Raw genomic sequence first — 21,275 nt, 5'->3', positions numbered from 1 at the left:
AGTGCGCAAGGGGCCTAGTACGATTGTTCAGGCAGCAGTTTAGGTTACTTGTCACTTTAGGACGTTGGCATTTTTGACAGTCTGTTATGTCTGTAATACCACGTATCCACAGTATGCGGCGTAACCAGCACAACTAATAGGTAAGAAAGGAGACGGAGTGTGTTGTTTTTGTTGCGGAATGTTTCTGGTAGGGAGTAGGGCTGAAGTAAAAATCAGGAAAAGAGGGGGGGGGTAGCGAGTACTAGCCCCCGCCTCTTTTTCTATAGACCTACTGACCGGTCCAGCTCTGTAAGTTTGGCCGCGCTAAAAACATACATCGAAGCCACTTCAACGGAACCATCATCCAAAGCCGTGAGCGGTGCCAGTGACACCGAGCTAGTGCTGAGTTCGGTGGGGAATCCTTCAGGGCCTTCGACATCAACAGACCATAACACGTCAAATGTTTCAGGATCCCGCCGCTGCAATGCGCCCGCGGTCACGACCAGCAACCGGCCCTGTGTATCTAATGCCAGGTCGAAAATGTCAGAGCGTACGTCCCGGCCATAACGCCAGCGCTGATCAATAAGCGCGGTGACGTTTCCGCTGTTGGTGTCTACGCGATAAACGCTGTAACGGGTTATGGAATCTGCGCCGGTGACAATATTGTCGTGGATACTGAAGTAAAGCTGGTCGCCAAGCTTACGGAAAAAACTCGACGCAACTATCTCGTTTGTATCACGTAGAACCTCGACGGGGGTGGCCCAACTAACTGCACATGTCGGGCTTATTTTACTCACTAACCCGGCATTTCCGCTGAACGTAAAGGAGTAGATAAAGCCATCATCCCCAACAATCACCGTTCCCTCTTCTTTAGGCGAGGCAATACGTGCCCACCAACTGGAGCTCGCTCCACTGTAATTGAGTGGCATGTATCGGTGTGAATTCGCCGGCCCCATGGGGGCGGAGCAGTTAGTAGGTCCCTGCAGCGTCAGATTCCCTGCGTTCGCAGTGAATATCATATCCTCTGCCAGGAAGCTGGATTTCTTTCGATCGAAGGATCGGGAGTCTGCTCGTTGAAATCCGGATGAGTCTGCTGTGTAAATAGCAACCGCTCCATTGCTTCTAAAGCCAAGCCCTCCGCCGCTCAGAGTATATTTTCCGCTCACTTGGTCATGTCGGATTCGTTGCATTCCCTCTACAGCGCTGTACGATTTTTGTGCCGAACTGCTCCAGAGCTTTTTAGCCTCGGCGTTGTCTAACCCAGCCGAAGCAAGGTCTGCATCGTCGATCTTCACTTGGTCGATAGGTTCACCCGCAGAATTGACCCGTCCTAAATAGATGCCATCTTCGCCGGTAGACGAGCCTGTTGCGCTGTACATGTAAAATTTCGGGTCTCCGGGTTGGGTATCATAAAACCAGTCAATGACGGTATTGCTTGCGAACTGATTATTGAGAATTTCATCTTTATCCAGTTTGTCGGGGAATGCTGCAACTTTCGGATCAGATCCCGGCGCAATCATTGGACCGTCACTCAGCGGCATGCCGATTATTTTGTAAGTGCCAGAGTTTCCACCACCAGCGTTAACCGTAGCTGTATAAGTGCCTGAGTCGGCGGTACTGGCTGTCAGTAGGAATGTCTCTATTAGGCCGGTGGCGTGATTAAGTGTAATCTCATACTGCGAGCTACCCTTAGGTTTCCAGCTGTAGCTGTCAAAGTCGGAACCGCTGAACCTTCGACGGTCACGGGTATTGAATCCGGCGGGTCCGTAGCCTGAGGCCTCAGTGGATGACGGCGCCATAAACAGAACCATTTTGCCTACATTCGTTCCGCTGCTGGAGGAAGACTTAACCGTCATCTCAATTTGAAGGTTTTTGGGGTCATCTGGCCAATTATATCCGTTGGCTCCTGTGCCTGAGCTCCCTCCGGAAGAGTCTCCACCTCCACCTCCACCACCGCAAGCGGCTAGAGTTAAAGCTAGAAACAGCAAGGCCAAGAGTGAGTGCGCCTTATACAAGCGGGTAAGTGTAGTCATTGATTGCAGCTCCAAGGGGAAATCCGTTAAACCAAAGGGTCTGGGCAATCAATAGCTTACGCAAGGTGTCCTGAAGCAAACCACCCTCATATGAGGGTAATTAAAAGTGACTCTAATGAGTTTTTCGGGGGGACTTTATAGGTTTGATAAGAAGCGAAAGAGTATTCTGTACATCAACGCAAGGTCGATAAAAGTATTGCGCTAATCAACTGACCTTGCCGGTTGTATCCTGTTTTTTGAAAGACTTGTTTCAGATAGCTGCGGACTGTTGCTTCACTTTTATGATGATGTTCGGCTATTTCTTTCAGGCTCAACCCTGCCACTAGGCCTTCACAAAGTTTTCCTTCTGCTGCAGACAGCGGGAAGTACTTCACTATTTCTTCGGCGCTTGGGAGTGCCCGTGCTTTGAGGTCAACGATGGTTACCAGTACGCCACCGGAGAGTATCTCGTTGTGTTCTAGAGGGCGTATGGTCATGACCAATGGCGAAAGAGCGTGTCGCTTGACGATCAGAGTTTCCGGCAAAGCTAAGTCTTCACTACATACCGTTTCTGCTGCCCGGGCCATTGCTTTAAAAAATGATTTCCGTAGCTGATCGGTTTCAAAGTACAAACGCCCATGCCGAAGGTTGATGCACGATTCCTGGTCCAGAAGCTGCTCACCGCGCTGATTGGCGGTAACCAGTGTTCCCCGGTTATTCAGGATGAACGCAGGGTCGGTAATGAGTTCAGCGATGCTGCTGAGGGTTTGGGCAGCCTCGGGGTGTTGGTGAATCTTTTTTGCCAAAGCGACCGTTTGTTTAATGAACGGCACCAAGCGATTCATGGCTGCAATTTCTTCCGGTTGATACGCGCCCTGTGCGTACGTCCGCTGAACGGTCAGCAAGGTAATGTGAGAATCGCTGGCTTCGACGACCAGCCAGGCGGAATCAAGCATGTCTTGGTCAGACTCCCAACGGCCGTAGTCATCGCCGGGCGGGCCATCGTGGAGAAGAGGTAAAGCTGAGTTGAAGGTACCTGCCTGTTGAGTGACGGCGTGATTGGTGACGGCATCGTGCTCGATCATGTTGTTATCGAGATACCAAGTTAAGAATTCATCCGATAACCCGGCATGCCAAATATGTTCAATAGCTCGGGGGGTCCGGCGGATAAACGAGAGTTGTGCTGCACACCCATCGACAGAATCAACGAGCATTGAAAGGAAACCGTGAAAACCAGCTTGGTTTTCTAATGAATCATAAAGGCATTGAATTAACTCAGTCTCGTTGCGAAGAAACGAATCAGAGCTATCACCAGGGTGAGCTGCCTTTGATGTCATCAAGTTGTCCTTTGGAGGCCTGTGTACAACTTCTTGGAGGCACCCGCGAAACTATAGAAGAACATGAATTAATATATAAGAGGTAACGGCCAATATGGCCTGTTTTTACACGGTCACGCCAGATAGGAGGCAGGCTGAGAGAGATTCGAGGCTAATCGTTGCGGCGATGTCCCAAGAGTGTTTCTTGGCGTGGCCCAGAAACAACAAAACCCGCTGATAAGCGGGTTAAGTCATTGAATCTTATGGTGGGCCCACCTGGACTCGAACCAGGGACCAAAGGATTATGAGTCCTCTGCTCTAACCAACTGAGCTATAGGCCCGATAACAAAAGCGGGCGCCATTATACCCGCGAGGGTTGGCGCCCGCTACTGTGTTTTCGGTTTTATACGTTGCCTTGGTCGTCAATAAAGCCGCGTAGGTGATCGGAGCGGGAAGGATGGCGCAGTTTGCGCAGAGCCTTGGCTTCGATCTGTCGGATACGTTCACGGGTTACATCGAACTGTTTACCAACTTCCTCTAGGGTGTGGTCGGTGTTCATTTCGATACCGAAACGCATGCGCAGTACTTTAGATTCACGAGCCGTCAGGCCGGATAGCACAGAGCGAGTAGCTTCACGCAGGCCTTCAGCAGTGGCGGAATCCACCGGCGACAGGGCCTGAATGTCTTCGATGAAATCGCCCAGATGGCTGTCTTCATCATCCCCGATCGGTGTTTCCATGGAGATCGGCTCTTTGGCGATCTTCAATACCTTGCGGATTTTCTCTTCGGGCATTTCCATGCGCTCGCCAAGCTCTTCCGGCGTGGGCTCGCGGCCCATTTCCTGCAGCATCTGGCGGGAAATACGGTTGAGCTTGTTGATGGTCTCGATCATGTGCACCGGAATACGGATGGTGCGAGCCTGGTCCGCGATAGAGCGGGTGATGGCCTGACGAATCCACCAAGTGGCGTAGGTCGAGAACTTGTAGCCGCGACGGTATTCGAACTTGTCGACCGCTTTCATCAGACCGATGTTGCCTTCCTGGATCAGGTCCAGGAACTGCAAGCCACGGTTGGTGTATTTCTTGGCGATGGAGATAACCAGACGCAAGTTCGCTTCAACCATTTCTTTCTTGGCGCGGCGGGCTTTCGCTTCACCGATCGAAACGCGACGGTTGATCTCTTTGATATCGACAACGTCCAAGTCCACTTCCGCTTGTACGTTGTGGATGCGCTTCTGTAGACGAACGATTTCGTCCAGACGCTCAGCGATGGCTGCTGCGTAAGGCTTTTTGCTCTTGGCAATCTTCGGAGCCCAGTCCAGGTTTACTTCGTTGCCCGGGAACTCTTTGATGAAGTCTTTGCGCGGCATTTTGCATTCGCGGATGCAGATTTGCATGATCGTACGTTCGTTCTCACGCACCATATCGTTGGTGGAGCGAACAACGTTAACCAGCTCATCGAATGCTTTGTTGCCCAGCTTGAACGGCGCAAACACGGCGCCCAGCTCATTCAACGCTTCTTGGGTTTTCTTGTGGCTGCGGCCATGCTTAGCCAGTGCTTCGTTAGCTGCTTCCAGTTTTTCTTTCAGAAGCTCAAAGCGCAGGCGAGTCTCCTCGGGATCCGGGCCGCTTTCCTTTTCCTCTTCTTCACCGTCGTCCTCGTCTTCAGCTTCGTTGCTTTCAGCCGTGGTTTCTTCGACGACTTCTTCGCCCATAAACGGTTCTGCGTCGTCAGGGTCCAGGAAGCCAGTGACGATGTCGCTGATGCGGCCTTCGTTTTCGATGATGCGGTCGTAGGCCTGAATAACGGTGCCAGCGGTACCCGGGAAGTGGGCAACAGCGGCCATAACGTCACGAATGCCTTCTTCGATCCGCTTGGCGATAACGATCTCGCCTTCACGGGTCAGCAGCTCGACGGTACCCATTTCGCGCATGTACATGCGAACGGGGTCGGTGGTGCGGCCGGCGTCGGTTTCTACGGCAGCCAGAGCGGCAGCGGCTTCAGCGGCGGCGGCTTCGTCGGCAGTGGAGTCACCTTCGGTCATCAACAGGGTATCGGCATCGGGTGTTTCTTCGCACACCTGGATACCCATGTCGTTGATCATCCGGATAATATCTTCAACCTGATCCGGATCTGCAATGTCTTCCGGCAGGTGGTCGTTTACCTCGGCGTAAGTCAGGTAACCTTGTTCCTTGCCTCGAGCGATGAGGTCTTTTAAACGTGATTTCTGCGAATTGCCTGACATAGACACCCTGTGAACTCGCTTTTAAAGAGGAAAAAAGTTAAACAGCCATTATAGCTGTCGCTTATCTGGTCTGCCAATGAACGGTTAGATGGTGATCAATGGCATTAGTTTCAAGTGCTCAATGCTCAGCTTTCGGGTTTAGCGTACCCGCGCTGAGCGTTCGTAGCTCTTCCCGTTGTTCCGGGGTGAGCTTGGCCAGGTTCCGGAGCAGTGTTGCCAGTCTTTGCTGGCGCGCGGCTTCTTCGTTCGGGCTTAATAGCTCTCTGGCTGCTGCCAGTGTGCTTTCCCGTGCCGGGATATGCTCCAGTCCGTCGAACAGGTTGTAGAACCTGTCGCGGGCCTGCTTGTCTGTTGCTAATTCCGCAATCAGTGCTTTGCGGGTTTGAATGTTTTTGTCCAGAAGCCAGCGGGAAAATCGCCCCGCTTGGTCCAGTTGCCGGGTGTTGTCGGCTTGTGCCTTAATTTCCGTGGCCAGCTCCGGCGCTTCCAGCAAGGCAAGGCATAATGTGCTGTCTTTGCTGAGCTTTACGTCCACCCTTTCTTCTGTTGGGCGGTGCTGGCGTTCTCCGCGCCAGCCTTTTGCTTTGTAGTTTTTGCCGTTCTGTTGGCGGCTTTGCCACTGATTGCGGCCGCCGCATAAGCGCAGCATTTCATGCCACATGGCATCCCGCAGTGTGCAGCGGGGCATTTTGTTCAGTAGTTGTTCCGCTCTGGCTCTCAGTTCGCCCCGGTGTTCAGGAAGTTCTAAGTCCAGACCATCGCTCTGGCGGTCAAACAAAAAACGCGAGAGCGGTGTAGCGCCTTCAATTCGTTTTTGGAAAGCTTCGGGGCCTTCCTTGCGGACGAGTGTGTCCGGGTCTTCACCCTGAGGCAGCATCAGAAACTGTAAATGCATGCCGTCGGCGATCAGTTCCAGTGCGTTTTCCATGGCTCGATCGGCGGCGCGGAAACCCGCTTGATCGCCGTCAAAGCAAAAAACAATATGCCGCACTTGCCGGAGCAGGGCGGTCAAGCTGTCTTGATTGGTCGCGGTGCCCAGAGTCGCAACGGCGTAATTAATGCCGTGCTGGGCCAATGCGATGACGTCCATGTAGCCTTCTACCACCAGCAGTTTGTCCAGCTGGCGTGTGGCTTGCCGGGCTTCGTGCAGGCCGTATATCTCGCGGCTTTTATGGAATACGTCGGATTCCGGCGAGTTGATGTACTTGGCTTTGTCGTCGCCCAGCGTGCGGCCACCAAACGCGATGGTTTTGCCGCGGGTGTTCCGGATCGGGAACATCACCCGGTTGCGGAACAAGTCTCTTGGTTTGCCGTACTTGTCGGAAACGGTTTTGGTTTCCAGCAAGGGCTTTTTTAGATCTCTCGGCGCTGCGTCATACAAGGCGGTGCCGGTACCCGGTGCAAAGCCAATCTGGTAACGTGCGATGATGTCATCGTCCAGACCGCGTTGTTTCAGGTAATCCCGTGCGTAAGCACCTTGTTGGCTGGTGAGTGCCGAGTGGTAAAATTTTCCTGCGAAATCCAGCGCGTCGGTGAGTGTCCGGGCTTGCTGCATTTCTTGTTTGGCGACTTTGTCGTACGGCACTTCCATGCCGGCACGTTTCGCCAGTTCTTCTACCGCCTCTGTAAAGCCAAGGCCTTCAAATTCGCGGATAAAGCTGATGGCATCGCCATGAGCGCCGCAGCCAAAGCAGTGGTAGAAGCCTTTGTCCGGCCGAACGTTGAACGAGGGTGTTTTCTCGTCATGAAATGGGCAGCAGGCTTTGTAATTACCGCCAGCTTTTTTGAGAGTGATGCGTGATCCAATAAGTTCTCCCAGATCAATTCGATCCAGAAGGTCTTCAACAAAGCGTTGAGGGATCAGTCCGCTCATGGTGGCTCCACTTCATCCGGGGCGCCGGATACAAACGTTATTCACCATAGCCAAAAATGCCGCCGAAGCCAGGCCTCGGCGGCATTTTCGGTTTGCCAGAGAGGGCGAAACGCCGTTCCGGCAATCAGTCTTGCTGTCGAAGCGGTCTGAACTCAGTACAGACGCTCGAACTTACGCTGTTCACGCTGAAGCTTCTTGAGATGACGCTTAACGGCAGCAGCAGCTTTGCGCTTACGAACAGCCGTCGGCTTTTCGTAGTGCTCACGACGACGTACTTCAGAAAGTACACCGGCTTTTTCGCATGAACGCTTGAAGCGACGCAGTGCTACGTCAAACGGTTCGTTCTCTTTCAGTTTAACAGCTGGCATTCGACAATCACCTACCTGATAGATTCGGTTTCAAATTGTTCCGCTGAAATAGATTCTCGCGGCTCGATCCCTGGTCAGATTGGTTATAACTCGACCAGTGCATAATTAAGGGCGGCAATGATAACGGCTGGGACACTTCAGGTCAATCATTGTTCAACGAAAGTGACGGGGGCGGCCGGGTTTCTGATAAAATCATTGCCAATCATTCCAACCCCGCGGACACGGCCCCGATTTATGCTGATTCTTGGTATTGAAACTTCTTGCGATGAGACTGGCGTTGCCTTGTTGGACGACGAGCAGGGCCTGCTGGCCCATGCCCTGTTTAGCCAGGTAGAGGTACATGCCGACTATGGCGGTGTGGTGCCAGAGCTAGCGTCTCGGGATCATGTTCGAAAGCTGTTGCCTCTGTGCGATCAGGTGTTGGCCGATGCCGGTAAAACCCGAACCGACCTAGAGGGAATTGCTTACACGGCGGGCCCCGGTCTTGTGGGTGCGTTGATGGTAGGGGGCTCGGTGGCCCATGCCTTGGGATACGCGCTGGAGATTCCGGTGTTGGGTGTGCATCACATGGAAGGGCATTTGTTGGCACCCATGCTGGAAGATAATCCTCCGGCTTTTCCTTTTGTGGCCCTATTGGTGTCAGGTGGTCATACCCAACTAGTGCGAGTTGATGCCATTGGCGAATACGAAATGCTGGGTGAGTCGGTGGATGATGCGGCCGGCGAGGCGTTCGACAAGGCCGCTAAAATGCTGGGGCTGGATTACCCGGGTGGCCCCAGAGTGGCCGCCTTGGCGGAAAACGGCCGGGAAGGGCGTTACCGCTTCCCACGCCCGATGACGGATCGCCCGGGCTTGGATTTCAGTTTTAGTGGCCTGAAGACCTTTACCCTCAATACCGTTAACGCGGCGAAAGATGCCGGTGAGTTTGATGAGCAGGTAAAGGCAGACATTGCTTTGGCATTTGAAGCTGCGGTAGTGGATACCCTGACCATCAAATGCCGGCGCGCGCTGGAGCAGACGGGCTGCAAACGCTTGGTGATTGCCGGTGGTGTGAGTGCAAACAAGCGCCTGCGCGCCGGGCTTGAGAAAATGACCGCGAAATTGGGCGGTTCGGTGTTCTACGCTCGCCCTGAGTTCTGCACCGACAACGGCGCTATGATTGCGTATGCCGGTGCTCAGCGCTTGAGAGTAGGGCAAAAAGACGGTGAGCGTATTGTTTCAGTGCCGCGTTGGCCGATGAACACTTTGCCGTCAGTGAACGAGCCTCGTACCAACGGCTTGGTCGACTGAGGGCGTTAGAGTCCTGTTTCCCGGCCTTGGGCCAGCCGGATCAGATTATTGCGATGGCGAACTACGATAAGCAACGTAAGCAGGCCGAATAACGGTAATGTGTCTGGCTCCAGAATCGCACTGATAATGGGGCCGGAGCCAATCGCAATGATCGAAGCCAGTGCACTAATCCGCGAACGCCAAATCACCAATAGCCAGACAGCCGCCATGAGCAGTGTGGTGAGCGGCGCAAGGGCTAAACCGGCACCGAGCGCTGTGGCGACACCTTTCCCGCCTTTGAACCGGAAAAAAATCGGAATCATGTGGCCTGTTACGGCGCTCAAGGCGACGATGGCCTGAACCATGATTGACATGTCCGCCTGACTGGCTAACCAAACCGGTAACCAGCCTTTCAACGCATCGAGCGCGAGGGTGGTCAGTGCAGGTTGCCATCCGCCTGATCGATAAACATTGGTCGCCCCCGGATTGCCGGAACCCTGAGCTCTGGGGTCTGGAAGGCGCCAGGCCCGGCAAACCGGAATGGCAAATAGCACCGATCCGGCGAGATAAGCCCCAAAGCAGAGCAGCACAATCAATATTGGTTGGTTAGCGGTTTCCATAGGTGTTTCACAAGGCGCGCAGACGGCATCAGGTATTCTGTGAGAAAATAGCTGCCCAAATTCAGGCGAGCAGGCGAACGGCCACAGTATCGCTTGTCTGTTTAATATTCAATCAGCCAAGAGTGTAAGCCTAGGGAGTCTGGTTTGGCAGACGTGGTGTTAGTTGAAGGTTTGGCGGTAGAAACCGTTATTGGTGTTTATGACTGGGAGCGGGAGATCACCCAGCGGCTGCTGGTGGACCTTGAAATGGCTTGGGATAACCGGGTGCCGGCAGCGAGTGACGATGTCGCCGATGCCCTCGATTATGCCGCCGTGAGTGAACGGGTAAGCCAATGCCTTCAGGCGTTGCAGCCTCAATTGATCGAGACCGCTGCGGAAGCCGTTGCCACTATGTTGCAGCAGGACTTTGGCGTGAGCTGGCTGCGGCTTACCATTAACAAGCCCGGCGCTGTTCCGGCGGCTACCTCTGTGGGCGTGCGGATTGAACGAGGTCAACGCTGATGGCGAGGGTGCTTCTCGGCATAGGCAGCAACGTTGAGCGCTACCGGCATGTCGGGCTCGCTCTGGATGCCTTGCAGGTTGCGTTTGGTGAGTTGTCAGTGTCGCCGGTGTACGAGAGTGAGCCGGTTGGTTTTTCCGGTTCAAACTTCTTGAATCTGGCAGTGGGCTTTCATACCGAGTTACCCGTGGCCCAATTATCACGGAGGTTGAAGCAGATGGAGCTGGATTTTGGCCGCCGCCCGGACGCCCCGCGATTCAGCCCGCGCACTTTGGATTTGGATATTCTCACGTACGGCGATGAAGTAGGCGTTGTGGCCGGGGTGGAGTTACCTCGCGGTGAAATCCTGAAGAATGCGTTTGTACTAAAGCCCCTGGCCGATATTGCTCCAGAGACGAAACACCCTGTTAACCGGAAGAGTTATTCGGAGTTGTGGCAGGATTACGCCACCGACCAGAAGCTCTGGCCGGTGGATTTCATATGGCAGGAACGCCAGATTTCAACGGCGATTGGCTGAACGGAACAGGCTGACCAGATTATCGGTTGCGCTATCCCCAGCGCTGCCGACTTCTCCATTGTCGATCAGGCGCGGCAGAATTTCATTGCCCATCTGCTTGCCGAGTTCGACGCCCCATTGGTCAAAACAGTCCACATCCCAGATGACGCTTTGCACGAAGGTTCGGTGCTCATAGAGTGCCACCAGTGCTCCCAGCGTTTCAGGTGTCACCTTATCCATCAGCAGAATGTTACTGGGCTTGTTGCCGGGAATCGCTTTGTGTCGTGCCAGTGCTGCGGTGGAGGCTTCATCCAGACCACTGTCCACCAGCTCCTGAGCGGCTTCCGCTTCGGTTTTTCCAGCCATCATGGCCCGGGCCTGGCTCAGGCAGTTGGCAAACAGGGCGGCGTGGTGCTCAGCCACCTGATTGTGGGACGTTAGCGGGATCACAAAGTCGGCCGGAACCAGTCGCGTGCCTTGGTGAATCAGCTGGTAATACGCGTGCTGGCCGTTCGCACCAACGCCTCCCCAGAGAATAGGGCCGGTTTCGTAATCCACCGGAATGCCGCGTTGGGTCACCTTCTTGCCGTTGCTTTCCATGTCCAGCTGCTGCAGGTGCTCGGGCAGGTGTTTCAGGTATTCGTCGTAGGGAAGCACCGCATGGCTTTGGGCACCCCAGAAATTGTTGTACCAAATGCTCAATAGTGCCATGACGACCGGCAGGTTTTGCTCGGCTGGCGCTTCTTTGAAATGGCAGTCCATGGCGTGTGCGCCGGCCAGCAGTGCACGGAAGTTGTCCATGCCGACCATGAGGGCAATGGGCAAACCAATGGCTGACCAGAGCGAGTAGCGCCCGCCGACCCAATCCCACATCGGGAAGATGTTGTCCGGGTGAATGCCGAAGCGGACCGCTTCATCGGTATTGGCTGTGACGGCCATGAAGTGGCTGGCGATTGCGTTTTCGTTACCGCCGTTAGTAAGGAACCACTCTCGCGCTACCAAGCTGTTATCAAGGGTTTCCTGGGTGCGGAACGATTTGGATTGCACCAGGAATAGCGTGGTTTCAGGATTCAGAGGCTTCAGCGTTTCGGCGATGTCGGTGCCATCGATGTTGGCGACAAAATGACATTTCAGATTGCTCTGCCAGTAGGGCTTGAGTGCCTCAACCGCCAGTTTCGGGCCGAGAAAGGAACCGCCGATACCGATGCTGACAATGTCCGTGAAGGCGCGGCCTGTATGGCCTGTTTGGGTGCCGATCTGAATATCCCGATCAAGCTGTTCCATCCGGGCCTGGGTGGCGTGAATCTCGGGGATGATATCGCGGCCGTCTACCAGCACTGAAGAGTCGGCAGGCTGGCGCAGTGCAGTGTGAAGGGCAGGCCGGTTTTCGGTTAGGTTCACCGTGGCGCCTGTGAACAAATCCGATATGCGCTGGGGCAGACCGCAGGCGGTTGCCAGATTGGTCAGTGCGCTCAGGGTTTCATCGGTCAGGCGGTTGCGCGAGAAGTCCAGTGACAGCCCGGCACCTGTGATCAGGTATCGGTCGGCACGTTGTGGGTCCGTGTGGAACAGATCGCGCATAGCCACATTCACCAGCTGACTTTTTTGCTGGAGCAGTGCTTGCCATTCAGGCTTTTGAGTCAGGGGTGCCGAAGAGGGTGGCATCAGAGTGTCCTTTCTGTTCGCTGCCCCGCAGAAGTGAGGCAGCGAGTCCGGAATTTAACGAGTTACAGATAGATTGTCGATCAGCCGGGTGGTGCCCAGGAAAGCAGCTACCAGCAAGGTGAGCTCTGTGTCGGCTTCTGCGGCCGGTTTCAGAGTTAGGCTGTTCACAATATTGAAATAATCGGGACGTAAACCAGCTTCAGACAGGGTGTCGCGAGCTTCATGTTCCAGCGCTGCGAAATCATTGTTACCCGCTTTTAGCTGCTCGGCGGCATGGGTCAGCGTTTTGTAAACGACGGGCGCAATGGCTCGTTCTTCGTCCGACAGGTACCCGTTGCGAGAGCTCTTTGCTAAACCGTCGTCTTCCCGAACGGTGGGTGCACCGATGATTTCGATAGGCATCATCAGATCACGGGTCATTTTGCGAATCACCGCGAGCTGTTGGAAATCTTTTTCGCCAAAAAAGGCGATGTCGGGCTGAATCATATTGAACAGCATAGTGACAACCGTTGCCACGCCTTCAAAGTGCCCCGGTCGGCTTGCGCCGCAGTGGCCTTCACTGACTTCAGGTACCACCACTTTGGTTTGGTTGGCGAGGCCTTCGGGATAAATCTCGGAAACCGGCGGTGCGAAAATCAGCGTGTTCCCGGCCGGAGCCAGCTTGTCCTGGTCTTCCGCGAGGGTGCGTGGGTACGAGTCCAGATCTTCGTTGGCACCAAACTGCATGGGGTTCACGAAAATGCTGGTGACAACGATGTCTGCCGCTTCCGAGGCTTTACGCACCAAGGAAATGTGGCCTTCGTGAAGGTTGCCCATGGTTGGCACCAACGCGATGGTTTTGTCCTGTTGGCGGTAGGCTCTCAGGATGCTGCGAAGTTCTTTGAGTGAATGTACGGTTCTCATGCCTTGAACGTATGCTCCTCGGCGGGGAAAGTGCGTTCTTTAACAGCCTTGGCATAGGCTGCGATGGCTTCCGGGATGGATGCGGTTTCTGCCAGGAAGTTCTTTACGAACCGGGGCTTTCGGCCCGGGGTTACGCCCAGCATGTCGTGCAGTACCAGCACTTGGCCGTCGGTGTCAGAGCCGGCGCCAATACCAATAACCGGGGCTTTAACGGCCTGAGTGATACGCGCGGCAAGAGGGGCAGGAACGCATTCCAGCAAGATGATGTCTGCACCGGCGGCTTCCAGTTCGCACGCGTGTTCAATCATGGTTTCAGCGGCCTTGTCATCGCGGCCCTGAACCTTGTATCCACCAAACTTGTTAACAAACTGTGGTGTCAGGCCTAAATGTGCACACACGGGCACGCCCCGTTCGCTCAAGGCTTCGATGGTATCTCTCATCCAGTCGGTGCCTTCGAGTTTGACCATGTGGGCGCCCGCACGCATCAATTCGGCAGCGTTATCCAGCGCATCGGCGACCGTGCCGTAAGACATGAAGGGCATGTCAGCCATGATCAGCGAGCCTTGGTTGCCCTTCGCCACACAGCTGGTGTGGTAGATCATATGTTCCATGGTTACGGGCAATGTGCTGTCGTTGCCTTGCAGCACCATGCCGAGAGAGTCACCAATCAGGATTACATCCACGCCTGCTTCGCTGACCACCTGTGCAAAGGTGGAGTCGTAGGAGGTAAGCGCCGAGAAGGCTTCGCCTTTCTGCTTGAGTTCCCGCAGGGTATTAATGGTAACTGCCATAAGATCCTTGCCTTTTGGGTGGATGGGCCAGTAGTGAACCGGGGTCTTCCGGTGTTCAGAGAAGTATAAGATTAATGCCGAGGTATGTCAGGCACAAGAGTAGCATGGAGCCCCCGCCCGTGGGTTAGTCTGATCCGGCCATTGGCGGCAGCTTGCGTAGCTGATTGTCCTGGCATTGGGCGCGCAGCTGATCGACGCGGCGGCCATCCGGCAATGCCAGTTCCGGGTTCAGGTCCAGCAGTGGCTGAAGCGCAAAATCTCGGTTTGCCAGCTCTGTATGGGGAACCGTCAACCGCTCATCGCTCAGGGTTTCGTCACCGAAGAGCAGCAAATCCAGATCTAGCGTGCGTGGCCCCCAGTGTCTCAGTCGTTCCCGGCCATGAGCTTGTTCGATGGCCTGCAGATGATCCAGTAGCTGATGGGGGAGCAGGCTGGTGCTCAACTCCACCGCGCCGTTTACGAAGTCGGGCTGATCTTGAGGGCCGACCGGCCGGCTGGCGTAGAAAGGAGACTGAGCCAGAAGGGTTGTCTGTGGCAAACGCGCCAGTTCCATAACGGCGCGAGCCAGCTGGGCAGCGGGGTCTTGCAAGTTGCTGCCCAAACCTACATATGCGCTCACGCTCACGACTGCGCTGGCCTTTTATTCGGGCTGCGTTTGCGGCCGCGCTTACGAGGCCCGGCTGCTGCGCCAACCTGAGACAACATTTTTTCTTGGCCCCGTTCGTCGGCCTTCTGGAAATCGGTCCACCAAGCGCCAAGGCCCGGTTCGAGCTCGCCTGCAGACTCACGCACGAGCAAGAAGTCATACGCGGCGCGGAAGCGGGGGTGGCTAAGCGTAGCGAACGCCCGCTTGCCCTGACGCCGGGGAAGCCGAATCTGGAGTTCCCAGATTTCCTTCATCGGGCCGGAGAAGCGCTTGGGAATCGACGTAGCCTGAACCTGGCGGCCAATCACTTTGCCGATAGCACCGTGCAAAGCCGGTTGAACCGGGTCGCCGTTATCCTGGCGCACGCGCCATTCTGCTTGGAGTGCTGGCCACAACATGGCGGCAAACAGGAAGTAAGGGGTGACCGACTTGCCTTGAGCAATGCGGGCATCGGTATTGCGTAAGGCCTGGCGGATCAGTTCGTCGGACTCGCCGTTGTTAAGGGCGCGTACGGTTTCCGGGAACAGCATTTCCAGCAGGCCGTAGTCTTTCAGCAGCTCATAAGTGGCTTCACCGTAACCGGCTGAAAACAGCTTCAGGACTTCGTCAAACAGGCGGGCCGGTGGAATATGGCCCAGAAGGGGAGCCAACTCACGAATGGGGGCTTCAGTTTCTGGTTCGATATCGAAACCAAGCTTCGCCGCGAAGCGAATAGCGCGCAACATGCGAACCGGGTCTTCACGGTATCGGGTTGCTGGGTCGCCAATCAGGCGGATTTGCCGGTTCTCCAGATCCTGCATGCCGTTTGCGAAATCGATAATGGTGAAATCGCGAATGCAGTAATAAAGAGCATTGATGGTGAAATCACGGCGCAGCGCATCGTCTTCCAAGTTGCCGTAGACGTTATCGCGCAGCAGCAAGCCATGCTCGCTGGTTTTGTGTTCGTGGTCAGAATGATCCTCGTTTGAGGCTTCTGCGTTACCTCGGAAGGTGGTGACCTCGATGATCTCGCGGCCAAAGACGACGTGCACGATACGGAAGCGGCGACCGATCAGACGGGAGTTACGGAATAGATCGTGCACTTCTTCCGGCGTTGCGTTGGTGGCGATGTCGAAATCTTTGGGCCGGCCGCCCAGAACGATGTCCCGAACGCCGCCACCCACCAAGTAGGCTTCGTAGCCGGACTTGTTCAGCCGGTTAAGTACCTTCTTCGCCGGTTCGCTGATCATCGAGCGAGAGACATTGTGCTGGTCCCGCGGGATCTCTTGGCGCTGGTAATGTTTGGCTTTCTTTTTCCCGTTGCCGGGCATGAAAGAACGCAGTTTATCTACAAGTCTTTTAGGCATGGAATTCCGTGTTTGCGCAGAGCAAAAACGTGGATTTTAACGGTTTGCGCAGGAATTGCACATGTTTGGGTGATATTAGGCTGGAAATGATGGGTTTTTGTCTGATTTGGAGGGGAGAGTTTTCGTCAAGACCAATAATCAAAAGGCGGATCCGTTTTCACGAATCCGCCCTGAAAGCTTCGACGATCTGCAATTATTTTTGTTTTGTGTCGGGATTCTTTTTAATGTTTTGCCCCACTGCGTGCCCAACGTTCGGGCATCAATATTATGCAAGCGGAAAGCTTTGAATACATGGTGTAGTCAATAGCATGGAGCGGGTATCAAGGCAGGTGTAGCGTCGTCTGCAAGACGATTCTTCTCCACATCTACAACTCGCGCATGCTGAGGGACCACAAAAAAACCTAGCACCCAAAACACTCAGTTCGCTTACGTCCTATTTTTGTTTTTGTTACCGGACGTTTTCTTGCAGCTTTTTGTTTTTGTTGTTGGCGCTGCGTTGTCACTTTTGTTTTTGTTGTTGTGCGCTGTATAGAGTGCAGAGGGCGTGCCAATATTTTAAATTCGTTTGTTATCAGATAGTTACGATTTGTTGAGAAATAAGTGTTACCCCGTACTTCGAAGAAGTGTTACCTGCGTCACAAAAGATTGAGGGGAAGTGTTACCGTGGGGAACGCGCGGTAACAAATGAGTGGGGGTTCATTTGTTACCGAAAGGTCTTTAGCTGCCAGTGGTTTTTTTGCGAGGAATTCCCAATCGCTGCCTGCGCTCCCAAAGGGATTTACGGCTAATGCCCAGTTTTTGTGCCAGCTCGGTTTCGCTCATGCGGTCCTGGTTCTCGATGACGAAATGCTGGAAGTAGTCTTCCAAAGACAAGTCGTTGGCGGAATCGGCTTCCCGGGTAGGCGTGCTCTCGTTGTTGCCTTCCACCAGGGTTTCCGGGATGTACTCGTCGCCTGAGTCGCTGTCGAGGTCCAGAACGGATGGGGTGATGGTGTCGCCGTCCGCAAGGATGGAAGCGCGCTCAATGGCATTCTCTAATTCTCGAACGTTGCCCGGCCAGCGGTAGCGCTGCAGTGCTTGCATCGCTTCCGGGCTCAGGTGCAGGTCTGGCCGTTCGAGTTTCTGCGCTTGTTGTTTCAGAAAACGGCCAGCCAACCCAAGGATGTCTGCGCGACGCTCTCGCAGCGGCGGGAGCCGGATTTGCATCACGTTTAGCCGATAATAGAGGTCTTCCCGAAACTCGCCGGTACGGGTCATGGCTTTGAGGTTTCGGTGTGTGGCGGCGATCATGCGCACATCCACCTTCCGGCTTTGGGTGGCGCCTACCTTGCGGATTTCGCTTTCCTGAAGCACCCGGAGCAATCGAGCCTGAGCTTCTGCGGGCAGCTCTCCGATCTCATCGAGAAATAAACTGCCGCCCTCAGCGGCTTCTATCAAACCGGTGCGCGCAGATACAGCGCCGGTAAAGGAGCCCTTTTCGTGACCGAACAGTTCGGATTCAATCAGGCTTTCCGGGATTGCGGCGCAGTTTACCGAAATCAGGGGTTTGGATGCGCGGGGGCTCAGAAGGTGCAGCGCTCGGGCGGCCAGTTCTTTACCTGTACCGGACTCACCGTTGATCAAGACGGTCGTTTGGGTAGGCGCTACTTTTCGAATGAGTGTGAACACTTTTTCCATGGGTTCACACTGGCCAAACATGATGTTGGACGGGTCCGGTGCTTCTGTTTCTGAATCGACACCTTCTTCTCTGCTGGCGGGTGGTGCATCTTTTCGCGCCAGAATCCCTTCTACCGCAGCCAACATCTCATCATGATCAAACGGTTTGGCGATGTAATCCACCGCGCCCATTTTCATGGAGTCTACGGCAGAGCGCAGGCTGGCGTAGCTGGTCATGATCAGCACCGGGGTATTGGGTGCCCGGTTGATCATTTCCGTGCCAGCGGCACCGGGTAAGCGCAGGTCGGTAATGACCAGATCGAACGTATCGGGTTCCAGTTCTTCCGCTGCTTCTACCGAGATTGCATCGGCAACCTCGTAGCCGGCATGTTGGAGCAGTTTGCGGACTGCAGACCGGATAATATCTTCGTCTTCAACAATCAGAATACGGGGCATAGTACGTTCACGACCTTTCGTTCGGGCGACTGTCAGCATCTGTGTCGGGTTCGTAAGCTGGCAGGCGTAGCCTCATGCAAGTTCCTTTGCCGCTCGTCGTATGGGCGGGGCTCTCTACCTGAATATTGCCATAGTGTTCTTCAACAATGCTGTACACAAGGGAGAGGCCAAGCCCTGTGCCTTTGTTGGATGCTTTGGTGGTAAAAAAGGGTTCGAATACATGATCTTGCTGGTCCGGAGGTATTCCTGAGCCTTCGTCAATTACCTCGATGATAGCGGAGTAGCTATCGCGCTTGCCAGTCACCTTTATAGTGCCGCCCTCCGGAGAGGCGTCTCGAGCATTGGCCAGCAGATTGACGAACACCTGTACCAAACGCTGCTCGTCGCCGAGTATCTGAAGGTCCTTCGGATAGTCGTTTTCGTATTGTATGCCTTTGTTGTTATCGCCCAGCGAGAGCAGGTTGATGGACTCTTCAATACACCGGTGAAGGTTAACCGGTTCGTAACGTGTGGCGTGAGCGTGGTTGCCCGTGCGTGAGAAGTTCATCAGCGATTGCAAAATGTTCGAGATTCGCCGGGTTTGCTGTTGGATCTGGTTGGCTGTGTCCAGAATCTCCGGGTTGTCCGTTTCCAGTTTGAGATTCTGAGCCAAAGACGAAATGCCAGTGACCGGGTTGCCAATTTCGTGTGCAACCCCTGCCGCGAGACGGCCCACCGACGCCAAACGTTCGCTGTGCATCAATTCATCTTCAAGCAGCCGTGTTTCTGTTTGGTCTTCTACGAGAATGATCGAGCCGCCTTCCGGGTGATCGGGCCCATTCAACGCTGCTTTGTGCAAATTCAGCCAATGTGGCTTGCCGCGCAAATCCAGTCGGTGTTTGTAGCGGTGGGGTTCGCTGCCTTGGTTGAAGTCCTCGAGCAGTGCGTGCCAATGCTCCGGGAGAGCCACCAGTTTGGCCCCGACAACTTCATCCGCGGAGATTCCGGTGAGCGCCTCCATGGCATGGTTCCACATCAGGATTTCGCCATCTTCACCGATAGAGCTGGCGGGAATCGGCAAGTTCTGAAGGGTTTGTCGATAATGGCGACGCAGGTTATCCAGCTCGCCAGCCAGCCCTGTCAGTTGGTTTTGATAGTCGCCGAGAGCTCTTTCTACGTATCGGATGTCCTGCCCTGTGCCACCGTGGGTCATGGGTTTGAACCCCAGATGCCGTTTTACCATGTCTCTGGCCACAGAGGGGCCCAGCAGGCCGGACAGGTTGGCTTCAATCTGGTCCCGTAGACGCCGTAATTGGTAGGGGCGGAATTCCGTGGGTGGCAGCTTGAGTTGCGAGAGTGCTTGCCCCACTTCACGGCGGGCGACGTTCATGCCCAGAGGTTCGGCAAGCTGATGAATGAAATCAGCGGATGACGAGGCAAGCAGCTCGCGGCGCTGGGGGCGTGAAAGTGCGCCCATGGAGCAGGCTTGGGCGGCACTGGCTTCTTCGGGTGAGGCAGGGCTAAGGATAGACACCACTGCAAACATGGCAATGTTGGCGGTCAGGCTGATGAAGGTCACCACATGCCAGTTGTCATAGCCTGTGGTGACAGGCATGCCGATAAGGGACGGCAAGTCGAACGTGTAGGAAAAAGGAAGTACCAGGGTGAGAACCCAGAGCGATAGCCCGGTGACCAATCCTGCGATCAAGCCTCGGCGATTGCCCTCTGGCCAGTAAATAACCCCTAGAACACCGGGTAATAATTGTAGCGTGCCGGTTAGCGAGATGGCGCCCAGCATGGCGAGGTCGAGGCGTTGGCCGATGAGTTCGTGAAACAGCAGGGCCAGAAACAGAATCGCAGCAATCAGCAGCCGCTTGACCCATTGCAGCCAGTGGTAAATGTCGCCCTGATCTTTGGGGGTTTTTAAGGGCAGTACAAAATGGTTGAGAACCATGCCGGCCAGCGCCAGTGTGCTGACGATCATGAGCCCGCTGGCCGCAGAAAGGCCTGCGATATACATCAGTAGCGTCAGAAGTGGGCTTTCCAGAGCCTGAGCAATGCCGATGCTGAAGAACGCCGGAGAGCCTGTTACGCCGAGCTCTTGGCCGCCCCACACGATCAGCGGCACCGGTAGTCCCAGCAGCAATAAATAAAGCGGAAGGCCCCAACTGGCTTTTCCGAGCGCTCGCGGAGACGGACTTTCGCTGAAGGTCATATGGTACATGTGAGGCAAAACCAGCGCGGCGGCAAACGACATCAATAGCAATGCCCGCCAGGTGCCATCGTTCACCTTCATGGCCATCGGAGCTTCCAGGCGTGATGTATTGGCCAGCCAGCTTTCCAACCCAGCGCTTCCATTAAACACGCCAAACAAGATCACACCACCAAGCACCAGCAATGCCGTCAGCTTCACCAGTGAGTCGAACGCTATGGCGAGCACTAAGCCCTGATGATTACCTGATGTCTGATGCCGGCGAGCGCCGAAAAGCACCGCGAATAGAACCACGATCAGGCAGAAGAGGGTGCTGATGAATTTTGGTGAGGTGTCGGGGGCAAGCAGGCTGGCGGAGACCGAAACCGCCTGAATCTGCATGCTAAGCAGGGCCATGATAGCCGCCGCAGAGCAAAGTGTGACCAAAGTTCCCGCCCATTGGCTTCGGTAGCGGTATGCGAATAGGTCGGCCAGCGATGTGAGCTGATAAGCCCGGCTGATACGCAAAACCGGATTAAGCAGCACCGGAGCCAGTAAAAAAGCGCCACTGATACCCAGATAATAAGCGAGGTATCCAAAGCCAGACTCAGCCGCAAATCCGATGGCGCCGTAAACGGCCCAGATGCCCGCATATACCCCGAGGCTGAGTGTATAGATCAGAGGGTGACGTACCCATTGGCGCAGCAGCGTACCACGCTCCGTTGCCCAAGCAATGCCGAATAGAAGACTCAGGTAAAGAAGACTGGCCAGTAGCAGCCCCGGGGCGCTAAAACTCATTGGGGTCTCGTCGCCATTCCAGCCAGAAACCGATAGCAATCAGGCCGCTCCAGAAGATAAACGGGCTGTACCAGGCATTACCCGGGCCGGTCCACCAATCGAGGATGTTTGGTGAAAAAATATAAATGGCCAGCACCAGTAGAAAAACCAGGCGGTAGATATACATC

Annotated in this window: 17 protein-coding genes and 1 tRNA gene; 3 read left to right on the top strand and 15 right to left on the bottom strand. The window is 54.8% G+C overall.

Translation table 11 applies throughout. The features are described 5' to 3' along the window. Positions 1–260: 260 nt before the first annotated feature. From ACNQ6O_RS11760 to rpsU, 6 genes are all read right to left on the bottom strand, one after another. Complete coding sequence (locus tag ACNQ6O_RS11760) at positions 261–2,012, bottom strand: hypothetical protein (RefSeq protein ID WP_418053420.1); 1,752 nt, start codon at positions 2,010–2,012, stop codon at positions 261–263. Positions 2,013–2,185: 173 nt separating this feature from the next. Then, positions 2,186–3,205 carry a helix-turn-helix transcriptional regulator gene (locus ACNQ6O_RS11755; protein ID WP_418053419.1) on the bottom strand — a complete coding sequence of 340 codons (1,020 nt, stop codon included), beginning with the start codon at positions 3,203–3,205 and terminating at the stop codon, positions 2,186–2,188. Positions 3,206–3,571: 366 nt separating this feature from the next. Further along, positions 3,572–3,648: transfer RNA gene (locus tag ACNQ6O_RS11750), tRNA-Ile, on the bottom strand. A 62-nt stretch (positions 3,649–3,710) separates the two neighbouring features. Beyond that, positions 3,711–5,552, bottom strand: a complete 1,842-nt coding sequence (rpoD, locus tag ACNQ6O_RS11745) for an RNA polymerase sigma factor RpoD (RefSeq protein WP_418053418.1) — start codon at positions 5,550–5,552, stop codon at positions 3,711–3,713. A 118-nt stretch (positions 5,553–5,670) separates the two neighbouring features. Then, positions 5,671–7,425 (bottom strand): DNA primase, encoded by a 1,755-nt coding sequence (gene dnaG / locus ACNQ6O_RS11740; RefSeq protein WP_418053417.1) that lies wholly within the window; start codon positions 7,423–7,425, stop codon positions 5,671–5,673. Positions 7,426–7,577: 152 nt separating this feature from the next. Beyond that, complete coding sequence (gene rpsU / locus ACNQ6O_RS11735) at positions 7,578–7,793, bottom strand: 30S ribosomal protein S21 (protein ID WP_096278179.1); 216 nt, start codon at positions 7,791–7,793, stop codon at positions 7,578–7,580. Positions 7,794–8,027: 234 nt separating this feature from the next. Here rpsU and tsaD point away from each other — a divergent pair, with 234 nt between their 5' ends. After that, complete coding sequence (gene tsaD, locus ACNQ6O_RS11730; RefSeq protein WP_418053416.1) at positions 8,028–9,083, top strand: tRNA (adenosine(37)-N6)-threonylcarbamoyltransferase complex transferase subunit TsaD; 1,056 nt, start codon at positions 8,028–8,030, stop codon at positions 9,081–9,083. Positions 9,084–9,088: 5 nt separating this feature from the next. Here tsaD and plsY read toward each other — a convergent pair whose 3' ends face one another. Further along, positions 9,089–9,682, bottom strand: a complete 594-nt coding sequence (gene plsY / locus ACNQ6O_RS11725) for a glycerol-3-phosphate 1-O-acyltransferase PlsY (protein WP_418053415.1) — start codon at positions 9,680–9,682, stop codon at positions 9,089–9,091. A gap of 144 nt (positions 9,683–9,826) precedes the next feature. On the opposite strand from plsY, the gene folB reads away from it, so the two are divergent. Together folB and folK (ACNQ6O_RS11715) are read left to right on the top strand one after the other, a co-directional pair. Next, positions 9,827–10,183 carry a dihydroneopterin aldolase gene (folB, locus tag ACNQ6O_RS11720; RefSeq protein ID WP_418053414.1) on the top strand — a complete coding sequence of 119 codons (357 nt, stop codon included), beginning with the start codon at positions 9,827–9,829 and terminating at the stop codon, positions 10,181–10,183. Then, the gene (gene folK / locus ACNQ6O_RS11715) at positions 10,183–10,698 is read left to right on the top strand and encodes a 2-amino-4-hydroxy-6-hydroxymethyldihydropteridine diphosphokinase (protein WP_418053413.1); all 516 of its coding nucleotides are present in this window, start codon (positions 10,183–10,185) and stop codon (positions 10,696–10,698) included. Before folB ends, folK (ACNQ6O_RS11715) begins: the two co-directional genes overlap by 1 nt. On the opposite strand, the gene pgi is transcribed toward folK (ACNQ6O_RS11715), so the two are convergent. The 8 genes from pgi to ACNQ6O_RS11675 all read right to left on the bottom strand — a co-directional run bounded on the left by pgi (position 10,681) and on the right by ACNQ6O_RS11675 (position 21,274). After that, on the bottom strand, positions 10,681–12,342 hold the full coding sequence (gene pgi / locus ACNQ6O_RS11710; protein ID WP_418053412.1) for a glucose-6-phosphate isomerase: 1,662 nt from the start codon (positions 12,340–12,342) through the stop codon (positions 10,681–10,683). The two genes, folK (ACNQ6O_RS11715) and pgi, sit on opposite strands and share 18 nt — an antisense overlap. A gap of 54 nt (positions 12,343–12,396) precedes the next feature. Further along, the gene (panC, locus tag ACNQ6O_RS11705; RefSeq protein WP_418053411.1) at positions 12,397–13,245 is read right to left on the bottom strand and encodes a pantoate--beta-alanine ligase; all 849 of its coding nucleotides are present in this window, start codon (positions 13,243–13,245) and stop codon (positions 12,397–12,399) included. Beyond that, positions 13,242–14,036, bottom strand: coding sequence for a 3-methyl-2-oxobutanoate hydroxymethyltransferase (panB, locus tag ACNQ6O_RS11700; protein ID WP_418053410.1), 795 nt, complete (start codon positions 14,034–14,036; stop codon positions 13,242–13,244). Before panB ends, panC begins: the two co-directional genes overlap by 4 nt. A gap of 124 nt (positions 14,037–14,160) precedes the next feature. Beyond that, positions 14,161–14,661, bottom strand: a complete 501-nt coding sequence (gene folK / locus ACNQ6O_RS11695) for a 2-amino-4-hydroxy-6-hydroxymethyldihydropteridine diphosphokinase (RefSeq protein ID WP_418053409.1) — start codon at positions 14,659–14,661, stop codon at positions 14,161–14,163. Next, positions 14,658–16,028 carry a polynucleotide adenylyltransferase PcnB gene (gene pcnB, locus ACNQ6O_RS11690; protein WP_418053408.1) on the bottom strand — a complete coding sequence of 457 codons (1,371 nt, stop codon included), beginning with the start codon at positions 16,026–16,028 and terminating at the stop codon, positions 14,658–14,660. The genes folK (ACNQ6O_RS11695) and pcnB overlap by 4 nt, the downstream gene beginning before the upstream one ends. Before the next feature lie 717 nt (positions 16,029–16,745). Beyond that, on the bottom strand, positions 16,746–18,140 hold the full coding sequence (locus ACNQ6O_RS11685; RefSeq protein ID WP_418053407.1) for a sigma-54-dependent transcriptional regulator: 1,395 nt from the start codon (positions 18,138–18,140) through the stop codon (positions 16,746–16,748). A 7-nt stretch (positions 18,141–18,147) separates the two neighbouring features. Next, a complete protein-coding gene (locus tag ACNQ6O_RS11680; protein ID WP_418053406.1) occupies positions 18,148–21,108 on the bottom strand; it encodes an ATP-binding protein in 2,961 nt (986 codons plus the stop codon). Further along, complete coding sequence (locus tag ACNQ6O_RS11675; RefSeq protein WP_418053405.1) at positions 21,098–21,274, bottom strand: hypothetical protein; 177 nt, start codon at positions 21,272–21,274, stop codon at positions 21,098–21,100. Before ACNQ6O_RS11675 ends, ACNQ6O_RS11680 begins: the two co-directional genes overlap by 11 nt. Position 21,275: the final 1 nt, after the last annotated feature.

The organism is Marinobacter sp. SBS5 (assembly GCF_048285575.1).
Lineage (GTDB): Bacteria > Pseudomonadota > Gammaproteobacteria > Pseudomonadales > Oleiphilaceae > Marinobacter.
This window is presented reverse-complemented; position numbering and strand designations above follow the sequence as displayed.

Bases quoted from the DNA above. Each gene is read 5' to 3' on its own strand.
- dnaG (WP_418053417.1), bottom strand. From the start codon at position 7,425: ATGAGCGGACTGATCCCTCAACGCTTTGTTGAAGACCTTCTGGATCGA.
- ACNQ6O_RS11680 (WP_418053406.1), bottom strand. From the start codon at position 21,108: ATGAGTTTTAGCGCCCCGGGGCTGCTACTGGCCAGTCTTCTTTACCTG.
- plsY (WP_418053415.1), bottom strand. From the start codon at position 9,682: ATGGAAACCGCTAACCAACCAATATTGATTGTGCTGCTCTGCTTTGGG.
- ACNQ6O_RS11685 (WP_418053407.1), bottom strand. From the start codon at position 18,140: ATGCCCCGTATTCTGATTGTTGAAGACGAAGATATTATCCGGTCTGCA.
- folK (WP_418053413.1), top strand. From the start codon at position 10,183: ATGGCGAGGGTGCTTCTCGGCATAGGCAGCAACGTTGAGCGCTACCGG.
- ACNQ6O_RS11760 (WP_418053420.1), bottom strand. From the start codon at position 2,012: ATGACTACACTTACCCGCTTGTATAAGGCGCACTCACTCTTGGCCTTG.
- tsaD (WP_418053416.1), top strand. From the start codon at position 8,028: ATGCTGATTCTTGGTATTGAAACTTCTTGCGATGAGACTGGCGTTGCC.
- rpsU (WP_096278179.1), bottom strand. From the start codon at position 7,793: ATGCCAGCTGTTAAACTGAAAGAGAACGAACCGTTTGACGTAGCACTG.
- pcnB (WP_418053408.1), bottom strand. From the start codon at position 16,028: ATGCCTAAAAGACTTGTAGATAAACTGCGTTCTTTCATGCCCGGCAAC.
- panB (WP_418053410.1), bottom strand. From the start codon at position 14,036: ATGGCAGTTACCATTAATACCCTGCGGGAACTCAAGCAGAAAGGCGAA.
- ACNQ6O_RS11755 (WP_418053419.1), bottom strand. From the start codon at position 3,205: ATGCTCGTTGATTCTGTCGATGGGTGTGCAGCACAACTCTCGTTTATC.
- ACNQ6O_RS11675 (WP_418053405.1), bottom strand. From the start codon at position 21,274: ATGTATATCTACCGCCTGGTTTTTCTACTGGTGCTGGCCATTTATATT.
- panC (WP_418053411.1), bottom strand. From the start codon at position 13,245: ATGAGAACCGTACATTCACTCAAAGAACTTCGCAGCATCCTGAGAGCC.
- pgi (WP_418053412.1), bottom strand. From the start codon at position 12,342: ATGCCACCCTCTTCGGCACCCCTGACTCAAAAGCCTGAATGGCAAGCA.
- rpoD (WP_418053418.1), bottom strand. From the start codon at position 5,552: ATGTCAGGCAATTCGCAGAAATCACGTTTAAAAGACCTCATCGCTCGA.